This is a genomic window from Phenylobacterium sp. (genome assembly GCF_004299445.1).
In the GTDB taxonomy this organism is placed as follows: Bacteria; Pseudomonadota; Alphaproteobacteria; order Caulobacterales; family Caulobacteraceae; genus Phenylobacterium.
Genome location: NZ_SCTC01000053.1, coordinates 1 through 19,642, shown reverse-complemented (window position 1 = coordinate 19,642; position 19,642 = coordinate 1). Strand labels below are relative to the sequence as shown.

The following is a 19,642-nucleotide window of genomic DNA, read 5'->3' as shown; positions in this document are numbered from 1 at the left end:
ACAGTGCGCGGGCGTCGACCAGAGTGCCCATCAGGGAGCACGGGGGAATCGCATGACCAGCGCCAGCGCCGAACGGCACCTCTCCATCGACGCGGTCCGCGGGTTCGCAGTGCTGGGGATCCTGTTGATGAACATCGTGGGCATGGGCCTGCCCTCATTCGCCTACCTCGACCCCACCTACGCGGGGGGCTCGACGGGCGCCGACATGTGGACCTGGGCGGTCAACAACGTGCTGACCGACGGCAAGATGCGGGCGCTGTTCACGATGCTGTTCGGCGCCTCGATGGTGCTGATCGCCGATCGCGCCGAGGCGGGTTCGGGGCTCAGTCCCGCCGCCACCCACTACCGGCGAATGCTCTGGCTGCTGCTGATCGGGCTGGTCCACGCCGTGTTCTTCTGGTTCGGCGACATCCTTGTCCCTTACGCGATCGCCGGTGTCCTGGTGTTCCCGTTCCGCAAGCTGAGCCCGCGGATGCAGATCGGAATCGGTGTGGCGATTCTGGCGGCCCTGCTGGCCAAGAACGCCATGAACCACGAGCTGCTCGCAGCCCCGCCGGGCGCCAATGAGGCCGAACTCAAAGGATTCAGCGGCGGCTTCATGGACGCGACGCAGGCGCGGCTGAACATGCTGGTGCTCTTCTACCTCGTCATCCATCCGTTCGACACGATCCCCGAGGCGATCGGCCAGATGTTCCTGGGCATGGCGCTGTTCCGAACGGGCTTCTTCACGCTGGGCTGGTCCAGTCGCGCCTATGCCATCACCATTGCCATCGGCTACCTGCTCGCGGCCCCGTTCACGGCCTGGCTCGCCTACGGCATCGTCCAGAGCGGCTTTGACGCGAAGGTGCTGCACGAGAACGAGGTGTGGCAGCAGATCGGCCGCCCGCTCATCGCGCTGGCGCATGCGGCGGCGCTCCTGCTGGTGATCCGGGCGGGCGCCGTGACGTGGCTCACCAACCGACTGGCGGCCGCCGGGCGCATGGCGTTCAGCAACTATCTGATGACCTCGATCATCACGAGCCTGGTGTTCTGCGGCTATGGCCTGGGCCTTTACGGCGAGCTGTCGCGCGCCCAGCAGCTGTGGGTGGTGGCCGGGGTCTGGGCCTTCATCCTCACCTGGAGCCAGCCCTGGCTGACGCGCTTCCAGTACGGCCCGTTCGAGTGGGTCTGGCGCTCTCTGGTGCAGTGGAAACGCCAGCCGTTTGTGAAACAGCCGAAGCCGGCGTCCGCGAACGCCTAGGCCCCGAAGATCCAGCCGGTGGGGAGCGAGTTCATCTGCACGCCGACCAGGATCAGCTGGCCGCCGCCGGTCATGCTGATGACGGTGTCGGCGCCGACCTGGGCCAGCGTGTACTGCGTACCCGCGACCAGCATAACGCGGTCGCCCTGCGAGGCGCTGAAATCGGTGACGCGGTCGACGCCGGCCTCGGCGAAGGTATGGAAGACGTCGGCCCCGGCCCCGCCGGTCAGGGTGTCGTTGTCGCGATCACCCGACAGGAAATCATCGCCCGACCCGCCCAGCAGCACGTCGTCCTGCTGCCCGCCGCGCAGGGTGTCGTTCCCCGATCCGCCCTCGCAGGTGTCGGCGCCCAGGTTGCCGTAGACGAGGTCGTTCCCGTCGTCGCCGAACAGCAGGTCGCGGTCCTTGCCGCCCACCACCCAGTCGTCACCGGCACCGCCCGAGGCGGTGTCGTCACCGACGTTGCCGTTGATGTCATCGAAGCCGATCCCGCCGCCCAGGCTGTCGGCCCCGTCGTCGCCGCGCAGGTAGTTGGCCCCGTCGCCGCCCCGGACGGTATCGTTCCCGCCGCCGCCGAACAGGCGGTTGTCGCCCGCATCGCCCGTGAGGTTGTCGGCGAAGGCCGAGCCCACCAGGTTCTCGACGCCGTTCATGGTCTCGGTCTGGCCGGCCGTAGCGCGGGCCGCGTTGACAGTGACCTCGACCGCCGACAGTTCGCCCGAGTAATCGACCGTGTCGATCCCGATCCCGCCCCAGATCTCGTCGGCGCCCTCGCCGGGCAGGATCACGTCGTCGCCAGCTGAGCCATCCAGCAGATCCGAGCTGTCTCCGCCCGACAGGGTGTCGTTTCCCGAGTCGCCGTAGAGTTCGTCGCCGCCACCTCCGCCCGATAGCGAGTCCGCGCCTGCGTAGCCCATCAGGAAGTCGATCAGATCGCCGCCGACCATGGTGTCGAGGCCCTGACCACCGTAGAAGGCGATCGCCTCGATATTGGCGTAGACGCCGCCCCCGGCCGTCAGGGTGGCGTAGTTCGTGAGCCCGGGGCCCGCAGCAAAGTACCAGAGCTCATCGTAGCCCTCTCCACCGTCGACGAAACTGGTTCCCGCCGAAATGGTCAGGGTGTCACTGCCGGCGCCCCCGAACAGGCGGTTCACGCCCGAGCCGCCGCTCACGTAGTCGTCGCCGTCGCCGCCATCGAGCGTGTCGGACCCGGCCATGCCCCAAAGCTCGTCGTCGCCCGCGCCACCCACCATGGTGTCGTTGTCGTTGTCGCCGTCGAGGATGTCGTTCCCGGCGCCGCCATTCAGCGTGTCGTCGCCGGCCCCGCCGGCCATCGTATCGGCGCCTTCTTCGCCGTCGAGGCGGTCCGAGCCGCCGCGGGCCATGACGTAGTCCGCTCCCGCGCCCGCCCGGATCCGATCGTTCACCGCCACGCCGGCCAGCGTATCGTCGCCGGCGCCGCCCGACTGGGTCAGCGTCAGCGATGCGGCGTCCCACGACCAGCTCTGCGCCTGGGTTCCGTCGGCCGCCTGCTGACCGTAGAGGTGCTGGATGGCGAGCACGTCCAGGCTGCCGAGCGCCGTCGCGGGTCCTCCTGCGGGGTTATAGGTCATGACCGTGTGGACGAGGTCGTCGATCGCGCTCTCGAGGGTCGGCTCGCCTTCGAACGGGTGCTTGAGCCCCAGCGCGTGGCCGATCTCGTGCACCAGGATGTCGAAGTTCACCTGGCCGATATCGACAAAGACGTCGCCGCCGAAGTCCTCTTCCCAGGCCCCATCGGGCAGGTTCAGGACGTAAGGATTGTAGGCGAAGGCTGCGCTGTCCTGGATGTTCTCCGGGCCGAAGCGGAAATCGTAGACGCCGAACCGGATATCGCCCATCCCGGCGGGGACCTCGATCAAGGTCAGCCCGCTCACGTCGGCCCAGGCATTGAGCGCCTGCCGCGCCACGTCCTGCTCAGCTGGCGTGAAGGCCTGGAAGCTGCTCAGGAAGGCGGGCGAAAAGCTGCTGGTGAATGCCGACGAGAAGGTGGCGTCGAACGAATAGGTGACGAACACGGGTCGGCCGGCCACGCCCACGCCGTTCCAGCTGATCCCAGAGAGCAGCGCGTCAAACGTCGTCACTGTCGGCAAGACGCGCCTACCCCAACTGCTCGCGCGGGCGCACGCCACCCCGCACGACCGGCCTCCCCAAGGCCAAGTGACTTCATCTCCTGCGGTTGAGCTTGGCAAGCTCGCTCGCCGGTAGAGGGAAGTTCTCGGAATTGTTCAGGCGCGGAGCGATCCCGCTGGACAGACCTAGTGCTGTCCGCCGTCGACTCGCACGATGGTCCCCGTGGTGAACGACGACATCGGGCTGGCCAGGTACAGCGCCGTCGTGACGATCTCCTCGGGGCGGCCGGGGCGGCGCAGCGCGTTGTCCGAGGTCTCACGCGCCTCCGGCGTCCAGGCCTTCGAGATATCGGTGAGAAACGGTCCGGCCGAGATGGTGTTGACCCGTACCTTCGGCCCGTACTCGTGCGCCAGCGAGACGGTCATCGCATTCAGCGCCGCCTTGGCTCCGGAATAAGGAATCACCCGCGGCAGCGGCACCAGCGCGCCGGTCGACGAGATGTTGATGATCACCCCGCCGTCGCCCTCGGCCATCCGGTGCGCCACCTGCGAGGCCAGCCGGAACGGTCCCTTGAAATTCAGGTTCAGCACGCTGTCGAACAGCTGCTCGGTGACCTCGTGGCTGGGCATTGCGGGGCTCATGCCGGCGTTGTTGACCAGGATGTCGATGCGGCCGAACTCGGCGTAGGCGGCAGCCATCAGCGCATCCATCTCGTCCCAGCGCCCGGCGTGAACCGCCACTGCGAGGGCGCGGCGGCCCAGCGCCCTCACCTCCTCGGCGGCGGCCTCGCAGGCTTCCAGCTTCCGGCTGGCGATGATCACGTCCGCGCCGGCCTTGGCGAAGGCGCGCACCATCTGCAGGCCCAGGCCACGGCTGCCGCCGGTGATCAGGGCGACCTTGCCGGACAGGTCGAAGAGTTCGTGGGTCATGCCGTTCCCTCGCTTTTCGGCCACTCTGGCGGCCGTCCGCAGGGGAATGGAACCAGGATCAACCGCCAGCGGCGGCCTTGGCCTGCGCCCAGTAGGCGTCGCGGATGAGGCGCTTGTAGAGCTTGCCCGTCGGGTGGCGCGGCAGCTCCTCCATGAAATCGATCTGGCGCGGCAGCTTCACGCCCGACAGGCTGCCGCGGCAGAAGGCGGTCAGTTCGGCGCGGAAGTCGTCGCCAGCGTCGGCCCAGTCCATCGGCTGGATCACCGCCACCACCTTCTCGCCCATCTCATCGTCGGGCGCGCCCACCACCGCGGCGTCGGCCACCCTCGGATGGGTGATCAGGAGGTTCTCTATCTCTTGCGGGTAGATGTTCACGCCGCCCGAGATGATCATGAAGCTCTTGCGGTCGGTGAGGTAAAGGTAGCCTTCCTCGTCCAGCCAGCCCACGTCGCCCAGCGTCGTCCAGCCGTACTTGTTGGTGCTGTCGGCGGTCTTCTCGGGCGCGTTGTGGTACTCGAACTTCCCGCCGCCCGCGAAGAACACCATCCCCTCGGACCGCGGCGGCAGCGGCTCGCCGTCGTCGTCGCAGATCTTCACCTCAACGGGAAGGGTCGCGCGGCCCACCGAGCCTTTGTGGGCCAGCCACTGGTAGCTGTCGATTACGGTCCGGCCGTTGCCCTCGGTGCCGGCGTAGTACTCGTGGATGATGGGGCCCCACCAGGCGATCATCTGCTCCTTCACCGGCACCGGGCACGGCGCGGCCGCGTGGAACACCACCTTCAGCGAGCTGTGGTCGTACTTGGCCCGCACCGCCTCGGGCAGCTTGAGCATGCGCACGAAGTGCGTAGGCACGAACTGGACGTGGGTGATCCGGTGCTTCTCGATCAGCCGCAGGCAGTCCTCGGGATCGAACTTCTCCATCATCACGACCGTGCCGCCCAGGCGCTGGACGTTCATCGACCAGCCCAGGGGGGCGGCATGATAGAGCGGTGCGGGCGACAGGTAGATGGTCTCGGGATCCATCCCGTAGCCCTCGCGCGCCCAGGCCGTCAGCGCCTCGCCCTCCAATAGCGAGCCGCCGGCCAGCGCACGCTTCACGCCTTTGGGTCGACCCGTCGTGCCCGACGAGTAGAGCATAGCCGCGCCCGGCGTTTCGTCGGGGACGGGTGTCGCAGGATGCCTGGCCCGCTCGGCCTCGAACGAGCCAAAGGGGGCCACCGCCTCGTCGACCATCAGCAGGGTCACGTCGGAGAGGTTTTCAGCCAACTCCATGGCCACGGGCGCCATGGCCCTCGAGACCACGAACACCTTCGCGCCGGAGTCCTTCACGATGTACTCGACCTCCCCGGCCGTCAGGCGCGAGGAGATGGCGGTATAGCGAAGGCCAGAGCGTTGGGCCGCCCACAGCACCTCGTAGTAGATGGGGTGGTTCTCCATCATGATGGCCACCCCGTCGCCCACCCGAAGGCCCAGCGCCCGGAAGAGCTGGGCCCCCTGGTTGGAGCGGTCGTTCAACTCGCGAAACGTCACCGTGTGGCCTGAGCCCGCCATGATGAAGGCGGGCTTGTCCGGGGTGGTCTCCGCGAAGACGCTGGGGTGCATCAGGCGTCGATCCGCGCTTCCGCGTATCCTGACAGCACCTCGACGCCGTCCTGGTTCTTCGTCGACACGTCGAACTTCACCAGCCCATTGCCCACCTCGGTGACGGTCGCGGTGGCGTCCAGGGTGTCACCCGGCCAGACTTGGCTGGTGAAGCGCACGCCATACTTGGTCAGGCGCGTGTCGCCCACATAGTCGGTGAGCATCTTGCCGGTCATGCCCATGGTCAGCATCCCGTGGGCGAACACCGACGGGTAGCCGGCGACCTTGGTCGTGAAGATCTCATCGGTGTGCAGCGGGTTGTAGTCGCCCGAGGCGCCCGCGTACTGGACGATCTGGGTGCGCTTGAGGTCCTCGACCAGACGGGCCGTGTGGACATCGCCCACCTTCAGCTTGGCGGCGGAAAGAGCCATCGCTCAGGCCTCCTCTTTCTTGGCGGGCTGCTCGACCGGCCGTTCGGTGCGCACGCCCACGCCGCGGGCGGTGACGACGAGTTCCCCGTTCTGGTCGCGGTACTCGGTGACGCTCTCAGAGAACACGAGCTTGCCCGAGCGCTTGCCTTCCTTCTCCCAGGTCTTGCCGGGCAAGGTGGTCGCGGTCAGCACGTCGCCGGCGCGCAGCGGCCGGTGATACTCATAGTGTTGCTCGGCGTGGAGCCCACCGCCGCCCCCGCCGCCGCCGCCGCCGGGCGCACGGACGATACCGGTCGGGTTCTTGCCCGAACCGAACCAGGGCTGGCCCACCTTGGGACGCAGGAAGTAGTCCGGGTCAAACTGAGCGCTTGCCTGGACGAAGGTGGGCGGGGCGATGATGCCGCCAGCCTCGGTCTTCTTCGCCGCTTCCTCGTCGGTGTAGACTACGTTCTCGTCGCCGATCGAGCGGGCGAACATGAGGATGTGGCTCGCCTCCACCGGAAATCTCTTGGCCGCCATGGCGCTCCCTCTTGGAATGGCGGCATCTCAGGGTACCGCCTCTTCTAAATGAAGGCGGTCTCGCGCTGCGTCAGTCAACCCGTCATGCCGTTACGCTCTCCCCGCCGCGTATGACACCGGTTTCCCTGACACCGGCAAGATGCGCTAGGCTGAGGTCTAGGAGGCCCAATCGTGAGCTTGAGCGTTCAGTCCCCGCCGGTGATCCGGCTGCATCCCCATGACAATGTGCTGGTCGCCAGCCGCCGCGTTCCAAAGGGCGCCGTCGTGGAGGGCGTGACCGCGCTGGCCGATATCGGCGCAGGGCACAAGGTCGCCGTCGCCGCCGTGGCGGTCGGCCAGCCGATACTAAAGTACGGCCAGGTGATCGGGGTCGCGACCGAGGCCATTCCTGCCGGGGCTCATGTGCACACGCACAATCTCGCCGTCACCGCCGAACGCCGCAGCGTCGAGGCCAGGCCGGCCATGAGCCGACAGGAGCCGGCTCGCACCTTCATGGGCTTCCGCCGCGACGATGGGCGGGTGGGCGTGCGCAACTACGTCGGCGTGCTGACCTCTGTGAACTGCTCGGCCACCGTCTCACGGCTGATCGCGCGCGAAGCCGAGCGCTCCGGCCTGCTGGACGACTACCCGAACGTGGACGGTATCGTGCCGATCACCCACACTTCGGGGTGCGGCATGGCTTCCAGCGGCGAGGGCTTCGACCTCCTTCGCCGCACGTTGTGGGGCACGGCGGCCAACCCCAACTTCGGCGCGGTGATGCTAGTGGGGTTGGGGTGCGAGGTGATCCAGACCTCGAAATTCGCGCAGGACTTCGGCCTGGCGGGCCGCGAGGGCTTCCAGAGCTTCACGATCCAGGACGTCGGCGGCACGAAGCGGGCCGTCGAAACGGGCCTGGAACGCCTGCGCGAAATGCTGCCGATCGCCAACCGCGCCCGGCGCACCGAGACGCCGGCGTCAGAACTCGTGCTGGGTCTGCAGTGCGGCGGCTCGGACGGCTGGTCTGGGGTGACCTCGAACCCGGCCCTGGGGGACGCCGTCGACCGCCTGGTGGCCGTGGGCGGTACGGCGATGCTGTCGGAAACACCCGAGATCTATGGGGCCGAGCACCTGCTGTACGCCCGAGCCACCGCCGAGGTGTCGGCCAAGCTGCGCGCCCGCCTCGACTGGTGGGAGGCCTACACCGCGCGCCACGGCGCCGAAATGGATAACAACCCCTCCCCGGGCAACAAGGCCGGCGGGCTCACCACCATCCTGGAGAAGTCGCTGGGCGCCGTGGCCAAGGCGGGCTCGTCGCCGCTGATCGACGTGATCGAGTATGCCGAACAGATCCGCTCGCGCGGCCTGGTGTTCATGGACAGCCCCGGCTTCGACCCGTGTTCGGCCACCGGCCAGGTCGCTTCGGGCGCCACGTTGATCGCCTTTACCACCGGCCGTGGCTCAGCGTTCGGCTGCAAACCCTCGCCCTCGATCAAGCTCAGCTCGAACAGCGAGATCTACCGGCGCATGGAAGGCGACATCGACGTCGACTGCGGCCCGATCGCCGACGGCGCCGCCACCATTCCGCAGAAGGGCGAGGAAATCCTGGACTATCTGCTGGACGTCGCCTCGGGCCGGCGCAGCAAGAGCGAGGCCCTAGGATACGGCGGCGACGAGTTCGTTCCCTGGCTCATCGGAGCCACGATATAGCGATCATCTGCCGGGAAAAACGATGGTACCGCCCTCCCGGATCGAACGGGAGACCTCCAGAGCCACAATCTGGCGCTCTAACCAACTGAGCTAGGGCGGCGCATCGCGAGCGCGCTTTCTAGTCGCGAGGCGCGGTCCGATCAAGCCGCGCCTTCAAGGCTCGAGCAGCGGCTTTCTGTAGCGGCGCGAGCCGGCGAGCTCTCTCCCGTCGGAAAGCCGCACGATGTAGTCGCCGGACGGTTTGGATTCGACCTCCGCGACCGCAGCGCGCCGGACCAGGCGTGATCGGTGGATGCGCACGAATCCGGCGCCGCATAGCTGCCTCTCCATCTCGGAGAGTGGAGCACGGTGAAGGATCGGAGCCCCGCCAAGATGCAGTTCCACGTAGTTCCCGGCTGCTTCAACCCAGTCGACGTCGGACAGGAGGACGAAGCGTCGGCGGGCGCCCTCGCGGACTTCAATCGCCGCCGTCGGCCCCTCGTCTGGTGAGGGCGCGTCAACAGGGGCAAGGCGACGCCAGACGACGTAGGTCGCCACCATGCCGAAATAGGCCAACAGGTCCTTGCGGAACTCGTAGGCGAAATCCCCCAACGGCGACAAAGGCGAGTAGGAGTCCCCAACAGCGGCATAGATGGCCCACCGAAGGACACCCATCGCCGTCACATGCGCCAGGCAGAAGACCGTGGCCCCGATGAGGTGGCCTGCGATCACGCGGGGCCACGGCGCAGCGAGAGGCGGTAGTCGGCGGGTGTAGGCCATGAGCGCCGGCGCAAGCGCGGTCATCACAGCGACACTGCTCATCTCCCAGACCAGCGGCTCCCACAGTGGAACCGGGCGGCCGGCGTCGGCCCGGTCGTGAGTAACGCTGAGCGCATCGACAAGCGCGATGGCGCAGCCAACCACCGCGACCATGCACACGAACGCCGCGTCACGACCCCACCGACCTTTGGCTGGCTGCTCGCTCAAGCGACCTCCGCTGTTTCGCGGGCCCACCTAGCCGGACGTTCGGGCAAAGAAAAAGCCCCGGCCGCTGACGCGACCGGGGCCTTGACTTAGCCAGTTCTGGCGAACCGAGGGGTTAGCCCTTGGGCAGGACGAAGCGGATCGGGATCCGCACCGTGCCACCGTCGACGGGCTGACCGTCTTTGGTCTGCGGCCGCATCTTGAAGAGCCTCGACATCTTCTGGGCGGCGTCGCCGAAGCCCATGTCAGCCGGATCCTCAGAAACGATCGAGCAGCCTTCCAGAGTGCCGCGGGCGTTGACCGTGCAGCTCAGAGTCGCCCGGCCCTCCACTTCCATCCGCGACGCACGGTCGGGGTAGTAGCGGTTCATGTCATCGGCCGACGGACGGCGGAGCCAGTCCGGATTGGTGATGACCGACGGGCGCGGCGGCTCGGGCGGCGGCGCGGCGGGCGGCCGAGGCTCCTCGATCCGACGCTCGACCGGGGGAACCGGCAGAGGCGGGATCGACGGGAGATCAGGCACCGCGACGGGCGGCCGGGGCTGCAGCTTGGGCGGCGGCGGCGGCGGCGTATTCGGCGGCGGCGGCGGAGGCGGCGGCGGCGGCGGCGGCGGGACAGGCTTGATGATGTCCACGTCGGTCACTTCGTCCGAGTACTCTTTGTACTTCGGCTCGAACCGCGTTTTCCACAGATAGACGCCGAGAGCGCCGTGCACGATGATCGCCAGGAGCAGCGCGATGATGGTCCCAGGCCGGCGTTTCGGCTTGGGATCGTCAAACGGGTTGTGCCGGACGATGGCGTCGGAATGAGGTGATGTCTCAGACATGGGTCACCACCTAATTGTCGTCTTCGCCGACGAGAGCCACGCTGTAGAAATTATTATCCTGCAGCATGTTCATCACGCCCATGAAGTCACCGTAGAGCACGTCCTTGTCGGCGCGGATGAAGATCCGCTCCTTCTCGGGATTGCGCTTCTCACCCAGGTTCTTCCGCAGGTCCTCACCCAGGCTGGACAGGTCGGTCCGGAAGTCCTGGATGAAGATGCTGCCGTTCGGCTGGATCGAGATGTAGACCGGCTTCGGAGGGTTGGTGCCTGGCGGCGCGACAGCTGGCGGGAGCTGGACCTTGACGGTCACGCTCGCCAGCGGCGCTGCCACCATGAAGATGATCAGAAGGACCAACATAACGTCCACAAACGGTGTGACGTTGATCTCGGCATTCTGCTCTTCAGAATAGCGCCCGCCCCCTCCACTCGAGAGTTTGGCGGCCATCTAGGTTAGGCTCCCTTGTCGAGCTGCCGGGAAATCGCATTCATCAGCTCGGCCACAAAGCCTTCCGAACGGGCGCCGAAGGCGGAAATCCGCGTCTGGAAGTAGTTGTAGAAGATAACCGAGGGGATGGCGGCGAACAGGCCGAGACCGGTCGCCAGCAGGGCCTCGGCGATGCCGGGGGCCACGACGGCGAGGTTGGTCGTGTTGGTGTTCGCGATCCCGATGAACGAGTTCATAATCCCGTAAACCGTACCGAACAGACCGATGAACGGACCGTTCGAGCCGACCGAGGCCAGGTACTGCATACCGCCCGAAAGGCGACGGGCCAGCGAGGCCTGGACGGCGCTCACGGCGTGCGCGGCGCGATCGATGGTGGTGTCGCGATGCTCGCCGGTGATCTGGAGGCCGGCCTGCTTAGAGAGTTCGATCTCCTGAGCAGCCGCAGCGGCCATGTCGGCCAGCGGGTTACCGTCATACTCTTCCGAGAGCGCGATGCGGCTCATGTCGGTGATCGACTTGGCGCCGCGGAAGTTCTCCACGAAGCCGTCCGAGACCTTATTGAGCGCGTTGAACTCGAGGATCTTGGTGACGAGGATCGTCCAGCTCAGCACCGAAGCGAGAGCCAGGCCAATCATGATCACCTTAACGACGGGGTCGGCGTCCATGAACATGGTGCCGACGTTGAGCTTGCCGGCGCCCTTGATGGTCGGCGGATCGGCGGCTTCTTCGGCGGCCGGCGCAGCCGGCGCAGCGGCAGGAGCCGCAGCAGCAGCATCAGCGGCCGGAGCGGCGGCGGCGTCGGCGGCCGGAGCAGCCGGGGCGGCGGCGTCCTGAGCGAACGCCGGCGCGCTCACGCTCAGCGCCACGGCGCCGAGGAGAGCGGAAAAGGTCATCTTCAGTTTGTTGTCGAGCATCTGTCGCCAGTTCCTGGTTGGTCTAGCACGATTGGCCGGAGGGTCGTCGCGCGAGAGCGTCTCCACCCTAGTTGAAACAAGCCCGGCGCCCCAGTCCGCTTTCGCGAGCCCAGGGCTCCAGAGGCGCTGTCGTGCGCCCGACCCGGAACGCGGCTCCCGTCTTTTCGCAGGGATGGCGTTTCGAAGGTGCGGACGGCCTTGAACTCCCACGAGGGGAACCCAAAGTCTTACCGTCTTGTAAGAGAGCGGCACGACCCTTTGGCAACCCCTTGTCGAGGCGTCAAGGGGCATGAGCTTGCCATCCCGCGTCAAAATACTGACGCATCCGCACGGATTGTGCGCTGCACACGCAACAAGCGTCTTGAGCCGTCAGATTCAGCACCGTTCGTCGCGATTTCATGCTGCAGTGCAGCAACAAGCTGAGCCGCAATCTGTCCCAATGGGCATGATGGGTGCGCAAGGCCGTTTGCTGCGACGCGGAGTCGCGCGCCTCGCGAAATGGCGGACGTACCCGGACGCCCGCGTCGCCACGGGCTTGAGGCTTCAACGCTGTCCGGAAAGTGTGGTGCCTGGGGGCGGATTCGAACCACCGACACGCGGATTTTCAATCCGCTGCTCTACCAACTGAGCTACCCAGGCCCGCGGGAGCCGCGTCTATAAGGGAGCCAATCCGCGAAGTCCAGCAAGGTCCGAGGAGGATTTTCGCCGCGCCTCAATCCTCGTCGGAAAACTCCCCCGGACCGCTCTCGTCCTCTTCGGCCGGCACTGCGTAGCTGCCATTGAGCCAGCGCTGCAGATCGACGTCGGCGCAGCGCCGAGAGCAAAACGGCCGATACTCGACCACCCGCGGCTTGGCGCAGATCGGACAGCGCCCCCCGCTCATGCGACGGCGACATCGAGACGCTCGCGCGGGCGAGCGGGATCGGATGTGATGACGAAGCGGGCGCCTATGCGCGCGGCGAGAAGCCGCGCCAGCGGCTCGGCCGCCTTGGCCACAGCCGGCGCGCAGGACGCGGCGAGGCGTCCCCCAGGCTGCGCCTCGGCCTCGACCTGGATACGTCGGATCAGTCGCTCGGCGAGCGTGCGATCGTTCAAGGCGCCGTCAGCCTGACGCAGGCGCTCAAGCAGTGGCCGGGTGCGGCGCGGAATCGAGAGCTCCATGGTCCCGAACCGGCCAACCGGCCCGATCGCGACGCCTGGATTGTCCGGGCCAAAGGCAAGGCGTGCGGCAGCCAGGAGGGCAGCGCCGTCGTGCCCTCGACCGACGAGATCCAACACCACCAGGCCACCCAGGCCCTTGAGCCGAAGCAGACGGGCCGACTCCGCTAGCGCGGCATGGTTCGCGTGCCGGGTCACGCGTTTGGCGTCCACACCCTTGCGCTCCCCCAGGTCGACGTCGATCGCAGTCAAGGCGCGCGTGGGCTCAATGGCGAGGGTTCCGCCGCCCGGCAGCGGGTGGATGGTCTCAAGCGCCTCAGCCTCCGCGTCGTCGGCCGTGCGTCGGGCCTCACGCCCCTCAATGATGGGAACATCGCGGACGAGGAACTCCAAGGCCTCACGCACGCCCGGCGCCTCGGCGAGCAGGCGCGGCGCGCCCTCACCCTCCCCGACCTGGCGGGCGACCGCCAGCTTGCCGTCTCGCGGCTCGCTCCGAATCTCGATTACGATCGCGCCGCCCCGCACTGGCCGCGCCTCAGGCTTGAACGGTAGAATCGCCTCGTGACCTCCGCCCAGATCGAGGAACGCGGTGGCGATGGCCGGTTCGACCTTGGTTATGCGGGCAATAAGGCGTGCGCCCAAGGCCAGACGGGGCTCGTCGTCATTCCGCTGCAGAAGCATGCGTTCGGGGCGGCCGTCTAACGTTACGATCCCCCGCGTGACCCCGATTCCGACATCCAGGAAGACGCGCCGCTCGCTCATGAGCGCCGATACCCCAATCCCGCCAGCAGGTTGGCGGTTTCATAGAGGGGCAACCCGACGACGCCCGAATAGGAGCCCTGCAGAGAGATCACCATCGCGCCGGCGTGCCCCTGGATCGCATACCCACCGGCCTTACCGATCCCCTCTCCGCACGTCAGGTACGTCTCGATGTCGCCTTCGCTGAGACGCTTGAAATGGACGCGGCTCTCCACCAGTCGTGAAGAGACCCGCCCGCCAGGCGCGACCACGGCCACACCCGTCAATACGCGGTGCGCCCGCCCTGACAGGAGGCGAAGGCAGGCGCGCACCTCGGTGGCATCCTCAGCCTTGGGCAGCACGCGACGGCCGACCGCGACTACCGTGTCAGCGCCCAGAACATGGGCGTCCGGCGCACGAGCGGCGACGTACATCGCCTTGGCCTGAGCCAGGCGAAGCGCCAGCCGGCGTGGTGTTTCATGGGGTTGTGGGGCTTCGTCCAGATCGGCGGCCTCGACGGCATCGGGCACGAGGCCGATCTGACGCAGGAGGTCGAGCCTTCGGGGGCTCGCAGAGGCCAGGACGAGGCGCGGCTCAGAAGCCAAGTCGCAACCTCGGGCCGGTCAGCGGACGCGGAAGGTGATGCGGCCCTTGGTCAGGTCGTAAGGCGTCATTTCCACGAGCACCTTGTCGCCTGCCGAGACCCGGATGCGATTCTTCCGCATCTTGCCGGCCGTGTGAGCGATAATCTCGTGGTCGTTCTCGAGCTTTACCCGGAACGTGGCGTTGGGCAGCACTTCGCTGACCGTGCCTGGAAACTCCAACAGTTCTTCTTTCGCCATGCGGCTCCCTTGGTCCTTGGACGATCCGACGGCGACGCGCGCCGTCCAACAGGGTGCGCATATAGCGCATCGGCGGCGGAAAGGTCGATGGGCCGTGGCCTAGACGCGGAAACGCGTCCGAATTCGCTGGGCCAGCCCGTCGCGAACCTGGCGATAGGCCTCCAGCCGATGCTCGCGCGATCCCTCGCTGAGTGTCGGGTCCATCGTCGGCCAATACTCGATCTCGGCGTCGCGCCCGCGGGCGATCTCGATCGCGCGGTGCTGAGCCTCAGGTGTCAGCGAGATGACCAGGTCGAAGGAGTCGTCTTCCAGATCGTCGAAGATCTTGCACCGGTGCCGCGTCAGGTCGACGCCAAGCTCCTGCATGACCGCCGCAGCCAGGGGATCGACCTCCATGTCGTCCTCGTCGGGATCGAACGCCGCACGTTTCAGACCGCAGCTGTCGACGAAAATCCGGGTGCCGGCGATGTGCTTCAATAGCGACTCCGCCATCGGCGACCGCACCTGATTGAAGTTGCAGCAGAAGAGGACCGCGTCGGGCAGCCGCTTCCCGGGATCGCCGGTCATGCCGGTCAACCCCGCCAGTGAAGGGCGCAGATAAGGGTGAAGAGGCGGCGCGCGGTGTCCATGTCGGTCTCGACCTTGCCGGCCAAGCGGGTGCGCAGGAGTTCGGACGCCTCGTTGTGCAGACCGCGCCGCCCCATGTCCAAGGCCTCGATCTGCTGCGGCGTCGAGTTGCGGATGGCCTGGTAGTAGCTGTCGCAGATCATGAAGTAGTCTTTGATCAGCATTCGGAACGGCGAGAGCGACAGGATATGGCGTCGCTCGTAGGCCGGACCTCGCACGTCGAGCACAAGCCGGTTCTCCAAGAGTCCCATGCGCAGGTCGTAGGGCCCGGCCTCGGCGCCCTCCGGATGGAAGAAGTTCTCCTCGAGCAGATCGAAGATGGCGATCTGACGTTCCTGTTCCTGGTCGCGCGAAACGGCCGCGAGGGACTGCTCGTCCAGCTCGACGGATTGCAGGCGGTGGCTCTTCTTCGGGTCGTCGACCATGGGCTTCAGGTCGAGCTTTATTGCAATCTGGGGGGCGACGTCATCCCACCGCGTCATCGGGGAGGCCCAGATACGAGAAATCGCCCGGAGCGCGGAGGCTCCGGGCGCCTTTCAAGCCCGCAGGTCAGGCCTGCTAGCGGGAGGCGTAGCGGCCGACGGGATGGACAAAGTCGCCGCGCACATAGCCGGCTCCGACGCCATTGACGCCGACCAGCACCCAGTCCGAGTCACGGACAGCAGCCAGGGCCTGGAACCGTTCGCCGGCCTGCAGGCGGCCGACCTTTGCCGAGCTGGCGGTAGGCGCCGCACGCAGGTTCACTCCGCTTTCGGCCACGAACGTCTGGCCGATCCGGCTGTAGCTGGCAGGTTGAACGTTCGAGTACAGCCGATAGCCATTGCGCTTGTAGGTGGCCGCGCCCTGCTTCTGGGCCCTATTCTTCTGTGCTTCGCATCCAATCGCAGAGCCCGCCGCGGCGCCCGCTGCGGCGCCGGCCACGGTTTCGCCGGTGGCATGACGACCGCCGACCTGGTTGCCGATGAGGCCGCCGACCAGAGCGCCGATCACGGCGCCGCCCTCCTGTTTGCCGCCCGGGGCTGAGCAGCCCAGCACCCCAGCGCTGGCGCTCGAGGCGCCGCTCAGCGCCAGGCCGGCAGCCAGGGCGACCGCCGTCAGGGCGCCGCCGGTCGTCTTGGTGTTCAGGATACGCATGATGATCTCCGTCCTCTGCGTTCATTCGATGACGCAGCTTCTAGACGGGTGAGCCTGAACGGCTCCGCAGACCTTGCGGTTAGGAACCGTTCAGGTTGTCGACGTGGTTTCCGGTGGCGTCACAGCCGGCCCGTTGGCGGCCTGCGCATGCCGGTCGTCCAGCGGCTGGGCGGCGACGGGCGTAGTCTTCACGGGCGTCAGAATGCGCTCCGCGTCGAAAGCGTTCTTGAGCCGGCGGTTGAACTCCCGGCCGACGTCCCATTGCGTTCGGGGTACCGTGATGAAGCGGGCCTTCAGGTGCACCGCGTTGTCGGCTAGGCGGTCCACACCCATCACTTCGAACGGCTCGGTGATCATCGGACCGAAGCGCCGATCCTTTCGGAGGCCGTCACCGACCGTCTGGATCACCTTCAGCACATGATCGAGGTCGTTGTCGTAGCTCACAGGGATCTCGGCCAGGTACGAAGAGAAGACCTTGGTCCGGTTATGGATCACCTGGGCTTCGCTGTAAGGGAACACGTGCAGCGTCGCATTGGCGTCACGGAGGCGGATCGTCCGCAGGGTCATCGCCTCCACCACGCCTGCGAAGCCGCCAATCTCGACGTTGTCGCCAACCGACACGACGTCTTCGGCGATCAGGAAGAGGCCGGTCAGGAAGTCCTTCACAAGGGTCTGGGCGCCGAAGCCGATGGCGATCCCCAGGACGCCGGCGCTGGCCAGGATCGGCCCGACCTTGAGGCCCAGCTCGGTCAGGACGGTCAAGGCCCCAACGACGATCAGGACGGTCTGGGCACATCCGGTGAGAATCGGGCCCAGCGTTCGAAGTTGCGCCGCCCGACGCTCGTCTCCGCTCCGCCGCGCGAAGCCTCCGATCAGTCTGTTGATCGTGTAGCCGGCCAACTCCACAAGGCCGGTCGCCAGGACGACAACCATGGCCAGTCGAACAAGGCGCAGACCCACCTCGCTCGAAAGCCAGGCGCGGGTATCGATGCCCCAGATCTGCAGGACCAGGACGACAACGCCCAGCGTCATCGCAAGCCGGAACAGCATCCAGCTGAACCGAGCCGCCTTCTGGGTGCGGGCTTCCTCGCGGTCCGGCGCATCGCCGCCCTTCACGGTGACCCGCGCCAGCCAGCCGTCCAGAAGGCGGCGGCTACCCCAGACGAGAACCCAGGCGACAACCACCACAACACCGGTGGCCACCAGATTCATCCCCGCCTCTCGAGGGCCCATGCCGATGACGTGGTCGATCCCGTCGGTCACGGAATCGACCAGCCGCTCGGTGAAGCCTGGCTCAGGAGGTTTTGCCGGGGGCGTGGCGGCGGTCGTCGGGGTTTCTGCGGCGAACACGAGAGCGGCTTAGCCCCTGACCGCCCTGGCGTGCAACGCCCGCGACCTACTGTCCCATCCGAATGGCGGCTGAACGCGCATGGGCCGGCAGGCCTTCCGCCTCAGCGAGCGCGATGGTCGCGGGCGCCAGAGCTGCGAACGAGCGGGCATCGCATTTCACGATCGAGGTGCGCTTCAGGAAGTCATAGAGCGATAGGCCGGAGGAGAACCGCGCCGCACGGCTGGTGGGCAGGACGTGGTTCGACCCTGCCACATAGTCGCCAATCGCCTCCGGCGCATGGCGCCCCAGGAAGATGGCGCCCGCGTGCCGGACCCGGTCGGACAGGCGCTCGGGCTCATCGATCGCGAACTCCACGTGCTCGGGGGCGATCTCGTCAACGAGGCCAGGCGCGGCGTCGAGCGGGGCGATCACCACCGCTCCATGAGTCTGCCAGGATGCGCGCGCGTCAGCGCCGGTCGCGAGCACCTGAAGCTGCGCCTCGATTGCGGCTTCGACCTTGGCGGCGAACGCCTCGTCGTCGGTGATCAGGATGGATTGCGCGGCTGGGTCGTGTTCGGCTTGAGAGAGCAGGTCCGCAGCGATCCACTCGGGATTGTTCGCGCCGTCCGCGACCACGACGATCTCCGACGGGCCGGCCAGCGCATCGATGCCCACGGCGCCGTAAACGCGCCGCTTGGCCGCCGTGACGAAGGCGTTCCCCGGGCCGACAATCTTATCCACCGGGCGGATTGGACCTGCGCCATAGGCCAGGGCTGCCACAGCCTGGGCTCCGCCGACACGCCATATCTCGGTGACGCCTGCTGTCTGAGCTGCGGCCAGCACCGCCGGCTGAAGTCGCCCAGGGGGTGTCACCATGGCGATTCGTTCGACGCCCGCCGCCTTGGCGGGCACGGCGTTCATCAGCACGGTCGAAGGATAGGCTGCGCGACCGCCGGGAACATAGATCCCCACAGCCTCCAGCGGCGTCCAGCGCCAGCCGAGTTCAACTCCCGCCGAGTCGGTGAACCTCTGATCTGCGGGTCGTTGTCGCTCATGGTAGACGCGAATGCGTTCGGCGGCGAAGGCGATCGCGTCGCGCACTTCCGCCGAGCATTTCGCGGCGCCCTCGGCGATCTCGTCCGCGCTGACCAGCAACGTCGCCTCCGTCAGTTCGATGCGATCGAACTCAAGGGCATAGCGAAGCAGGGCCCCTACGCCCTCTGAGCGGACGGCGGCGAGCACGTCGCGGACGATCGTGTCCACCTCCTCGGGCGTCTCGCGACGTTCGGAGACGAACGCGGTGAAGGCGTCGGCGAAGCCGGGCTGGTCATATCGGAAGCGGCGCATGGCGCGCTCTCTTAATGGCGCCAGACGTCCAAGGCTATCCGTTCAGGCCTCGTGGCGCGGCGCGCGGGGCGTCGGCCATGGCGTTGAGACATCAGCCAGGACGGCGTCCACGCATTCGACGGTCGCCCGCAGATCGCCACCGCCGGCAAAGCTCAACGTCAGGATTCCACCGGGCGGCACTCCGGGTTCGAAGGCGATCGCAAGCAGTTCCAGCACGCCTTCACGGCGCTCGCGTCGTATCCTGCGCGCCTGGACCGACAACACGCCGCCGATCTGCAGGGCCGAACGCACGCGCTGCCGCTCGCCGGCCTCCCAGCGAAACCGGTTGAACGCGATGGTCAGCCGCCGTGAGCGGGCCTCGTAGGAGATGTCCCCCACCTTGGCCACCGCATCCTGAAGGGCAGCCGAGATTATGCTGAGATCCTCGGGATCTTCGGCAAGAAGGTGGAGCATTGCGCCGTCGGCCATCAGCCTACTCGACTTCCGCCTCGACGCCCTCGCCCTTCAGGCGCCGAACCTTGGCCCCGCACGCGCCGAGCTTCTCTTCCAGACGCTCGAAGCCACGGTCCAGGTGATAGACACGATTGACGATCGTCTCGCCCTTCGCCGCCAGGCCCGCGATGACCAGGCTGACCGAGGCCCGCAGGTCGGTCGCCATGACCTGAGCGCCTTCAAGACTGGCCACGCCGCGCACGCGCGCCTCGCCGCCATGCACCGAGATGTCCGCGCCGAGGCGGCCCAACTCGGGGACGTGCATGAACCGGTTCTCGAAGATCGTCTCACGGATCACGCTCTCGCCGTCGGCGAGCGTCATCAACG

The 19,642-nt window shown here is 67.1% G+C and carries 21 protein-coding genes, 2 tRNA genes and 1 pseudogene; 2 read left to right on the top strand and 22 right to left on the bottom strand.

Annotated features, from left to right (window positions below; all coding sequences use genetic code 11):
- The first annotated feature begins 52 nt into the window (after positions 1 to 52).
- Complete coding sequence (locus EPN98_RS14545; protein ID WP_293363568.1) at positions 53 to 1,240, top strand: DUF418 domain-containing protein; 1,188 nt, start codon at positions 53 to 55, stop codon at positions 1,238 to 1,240.
- Here the strand turns inward: EPN98_RS14545 and EPN98_RS14540 are convergent.
- The 5 genes from EPN98_RS14540 to EPN98_RS14520 form a co-directional block, all read right to left on the bottom strand.
- On the bottom strand, positions 1,237 to 3,363 hold the full coding sequence (locus tag EPN98_RS14540; RefSeq protein ID WP_293363567.1) for a matrixin family metalloprotease: 2,127 nt from the start codon (positions 3,361 to 3,363) through the stop codon (positions 1,237 to 1,239). The two genes, EPN98_RS14545 and EPN98_RS14540, sit on opposite strands and share 4 nt — an antisense overlap.
- A 174-nt stretch (positions 3,364 to 3,537) precedes the next feature.
- Positions 3,538 to 4,281, bottom strand: coding sequence for a glucose 1-dehydrogenase (locus EPN98_RS14535; RefSeq protein ID WP_293363565.1), 744 nt, complete (start codon positions 4,279 to 4,281; stop codon positions 3,538 to 3,540).
- A 58-nt stretch (positions 4,282 to 4,339) separates the two neighbouring features.
- Positions 4,340 to 5,884: an acyl-CoA synthetase gene (locus EPN98_RS14530; protein WP_293363564.1), complete on the bottom strand. Its 1,545-nt coding sequence runs from the start codon at positions 5,882 to 5,884 to the stop codon at positions 4,340 to 4,342.
- Positions 5,884 to 6,294: a MaoC/PaaZ C-terminal domain-containing protein gene (locus EPN98_RS14525; RefSeq protein ID WP_293363562.1), complete on the bottom strand. Its 411-nt coding sequence runs from the start codon at positions 6,292 to 6,294 to the stop codon at positions 5,884 to 5,886. Before EPN98_RS14525 ends, EPN98_RS14530 begins: the two co-directional genes overlap by 1 nt.
- 3 nt (positions 6,295 to 6,297) lie before the next feature.
- On the bottom strand, positions 6,298 to 6,813 hold the full coding sequence (locus EPN98_RS14520) for a MaoC family dehydratase N-terminal domain-containing protein (protein WP_293363561.1): 516 nt from the start codon (positions 6,811 to 6,813) through the stop codon (positions 6,298 to 6,300).
- Positions 6,814 to 6,984: 171 nt separating this feature from the next.
- Between EPN98_RS14520 and EPN98_RS14515 the strand changes: the two genes are divergently transcribed.
- Positions 6,985 to 8,499, top strand: coding sequence for a UxaA family hydrolase (locus EPN98_RS14515; protein WP_293363560.1), 1,515 nt, complete (start codon positions 6,985 to 6,987; stop codon positions 8,497 to 8,499).
- Between the two features lie 23 nt (positions 8,500 to 8,522).
- Here the strand turns inward: EPN98_RS14515 and EPN98_RS14510 are convergent.
- The 17 genes and pseudogenes from EPN98_RS14510 to EPN98_RS14430 all read right to left on the bottom strand — a co-directional run.
- Positions 8,523 to 8,599: transfer RNA gene (locus tag EPN98_RS14510), tRNA-His, on the bottom strand.
- Between the two features lie 53 nt (positions 8,600 to 8,652).
- Positions 8,653 to 9,465: a LytTR family DNA-binding domain-containing protein gene (locus tag EPN98_RS14505; RefSeq protein WP_293363558.1), complete on the bottom strand. Its 813-nt coding sequence runs from the start codon at positions 9,463 to 9,465 to the stop codon at positions 8,653 to 8,655.
- Between the two features lie 112 nt (positions 9,466 to 9,577).
- Complete coding sequence (locus EPN98_RS14500) at positions 9,578 to 10,288, bottom strand: energy transducer TonB (RefSeq protein WP_293363556.1); 711 nt, start codon at positions 10,286 to 10,288, stop codon at positions 9,578 to 9,580.
- Positions 10,289 to 10,298: 10 nt separating this feature from the next.
- Entirely contained in the window at positions 10,299 to 10,733 is a 435-nt protein-coding gene (locus tag EPN98_RS14495) for a biopolymer transporter ExbD (RefSeq protein WP_293363555.1), read from the bottom strand.
- A gap of 5 nt (positions 10,734 to 10,738) precedes the next feature.
- Positions 10,739 to 11,647 (bottom strand): tonB-system energizer ExbB, encoded by a 909-nt coding sequence (gene exbB / locus EPN98_RS14490; RefSeq protein WP_293363554.1) that lies wholly within the window; start codon positions 11,645 to 11,647, stop codon positions 10,739 to 10,741.
- 563 nt (positions 11,648 to 12,210) lie between these two features.
- Positions 12,211 to 12,286, bottom strand: a tRNA-Phe gene (locus EPN98_RS14485).
- A gap of 73 nt (positions 12,287 to 12,359) precedes the next feature.
- A complete protein-coding gene (gene yacG / locus EPN98_RS14480; protein ID WP_293363553.1) occupies positions 12,360 to 12,530 on the bottom strand; it encodes a DNA gyrase inhibitor YacG in 171 nt (56 codons plus the stop codon).
- On the bottom strand, positions 12,527 to 13,567 hold the full coding sequence (locus tag EPN98_RS14475; RefSeq protein ID WP_293363551.1) for a ribonuclease E/G: 1,041 nt from the start codon (positions 13,565 to 13,567) through the stop codon (positions 12,527 to 12,529). The genes yacG and EPN98_RS14475 overlap by 4 nt, the downstream gene beginning before the upstream one ends.
- Entirely contained in the window at positions 13,564 to 14,148 is a 585-nt protein-coding gene (locus EPN98_RS14470; protein WP_293363550.1) for a nucleoside triphosphate pyrophosphatase, read from the bottom strand. The genes EPN98_RS14475 and EPN98_RS14470 overlap by 4 nt, the downstream gene beginning before the upstream one ends.
- Before the next feature lie 18 nt (positions 14,149 to 14,166).
- Positions 14,167 to 14,385: a translation initiation factor IF-1 gene (gene infA, locus EPN98_RS14465; RefSeq protein WP_111458197.1), complete on the bottom strand. Its 219-nt coding sequence runs from the start codon at positions 14,383 to 14,385 to the stop codon at positions 14,167 to 14,169.
- Positions 14,386 to 14,484: 99 nt separating this feature from the next.
- Entirely contained in the window at positions 14,485 to 14,952 is a 468-nt protein-coding gene (locus EPN98_RS14460; RefSeq protein ID WP_293363549.1) for a low molecular weight phosphatase family protein, read from the bottom strand.
- Positions 14,953 to 14,957: 5 nt separating this feature from the next.
- Entirely contained in the window at positions 14,958 to 15,437 is a 480-nt protein-coding gene (locus tag EPN98_RS14455) for a UPF0262 family protein (RefSeq protein ID WP_293363548.1), read from the bottom strand.
- A gap of 133 nt (positions 15,438 to 15,570) precedes the next feature.
- Complete coding sequence (locus EPN98_RS14450; protein ID WP_293363546.1) at positions 15,571 to 16,146, bottom strand: SH3 domain-containing protein; 576 nt, start codon at positions 16,144 to 16,146, stop codon at positions 15,571 to 15,573.
- Between the two features lie 90 nt (positions 16,147 to 16,236).
- Complete coding sequence (locus EPN98_RS14445) at positions 16,237 to 17,496, bottom strand: mechanosensitive ion channel domain-containing protein (RefSeq protein WP_293363545.1); 1,260 nt, start codon at positions 17,494 to 17,496, stop codon at positions 16,237 to 16,239.
- A 46-nt stretch (positions 17,497 to 17,542) separates the two neighbouring features.
- A complete protein-coding gene (hisD, locus tag EPN98_RS14440; protein WP_293363543.1) occupies positions 17,543 to 18,823 on the bottom strand; it encodes a histidinol dehydrogenase in 1,281 nt (426 codons plus the stop codon).
- Between the two features lie 42 nt (positions 18,824 to 18,865).
- Positions 18,866 to 19,291 (bottom strand): DUF2948 family protein, encoded by a 426-nt coding sequence (locus EPN98_RS14435; protein ID WP_293363542.1) that lies wholly within the window; start codon positions 19,289 to 19,291, stop codon positions 18,866 to 18,868.
- A gap of 4 nt (positions 19,292 to 19,295) precedes the next feature.
- A pseudogene (locus tag EPN98_RS14430) lies at positions 19,296 to 19,642 on the bottom strand (UDP-N-acetylglucosamine 1-carboxyvinyltransferase); the annotation flags it as partial.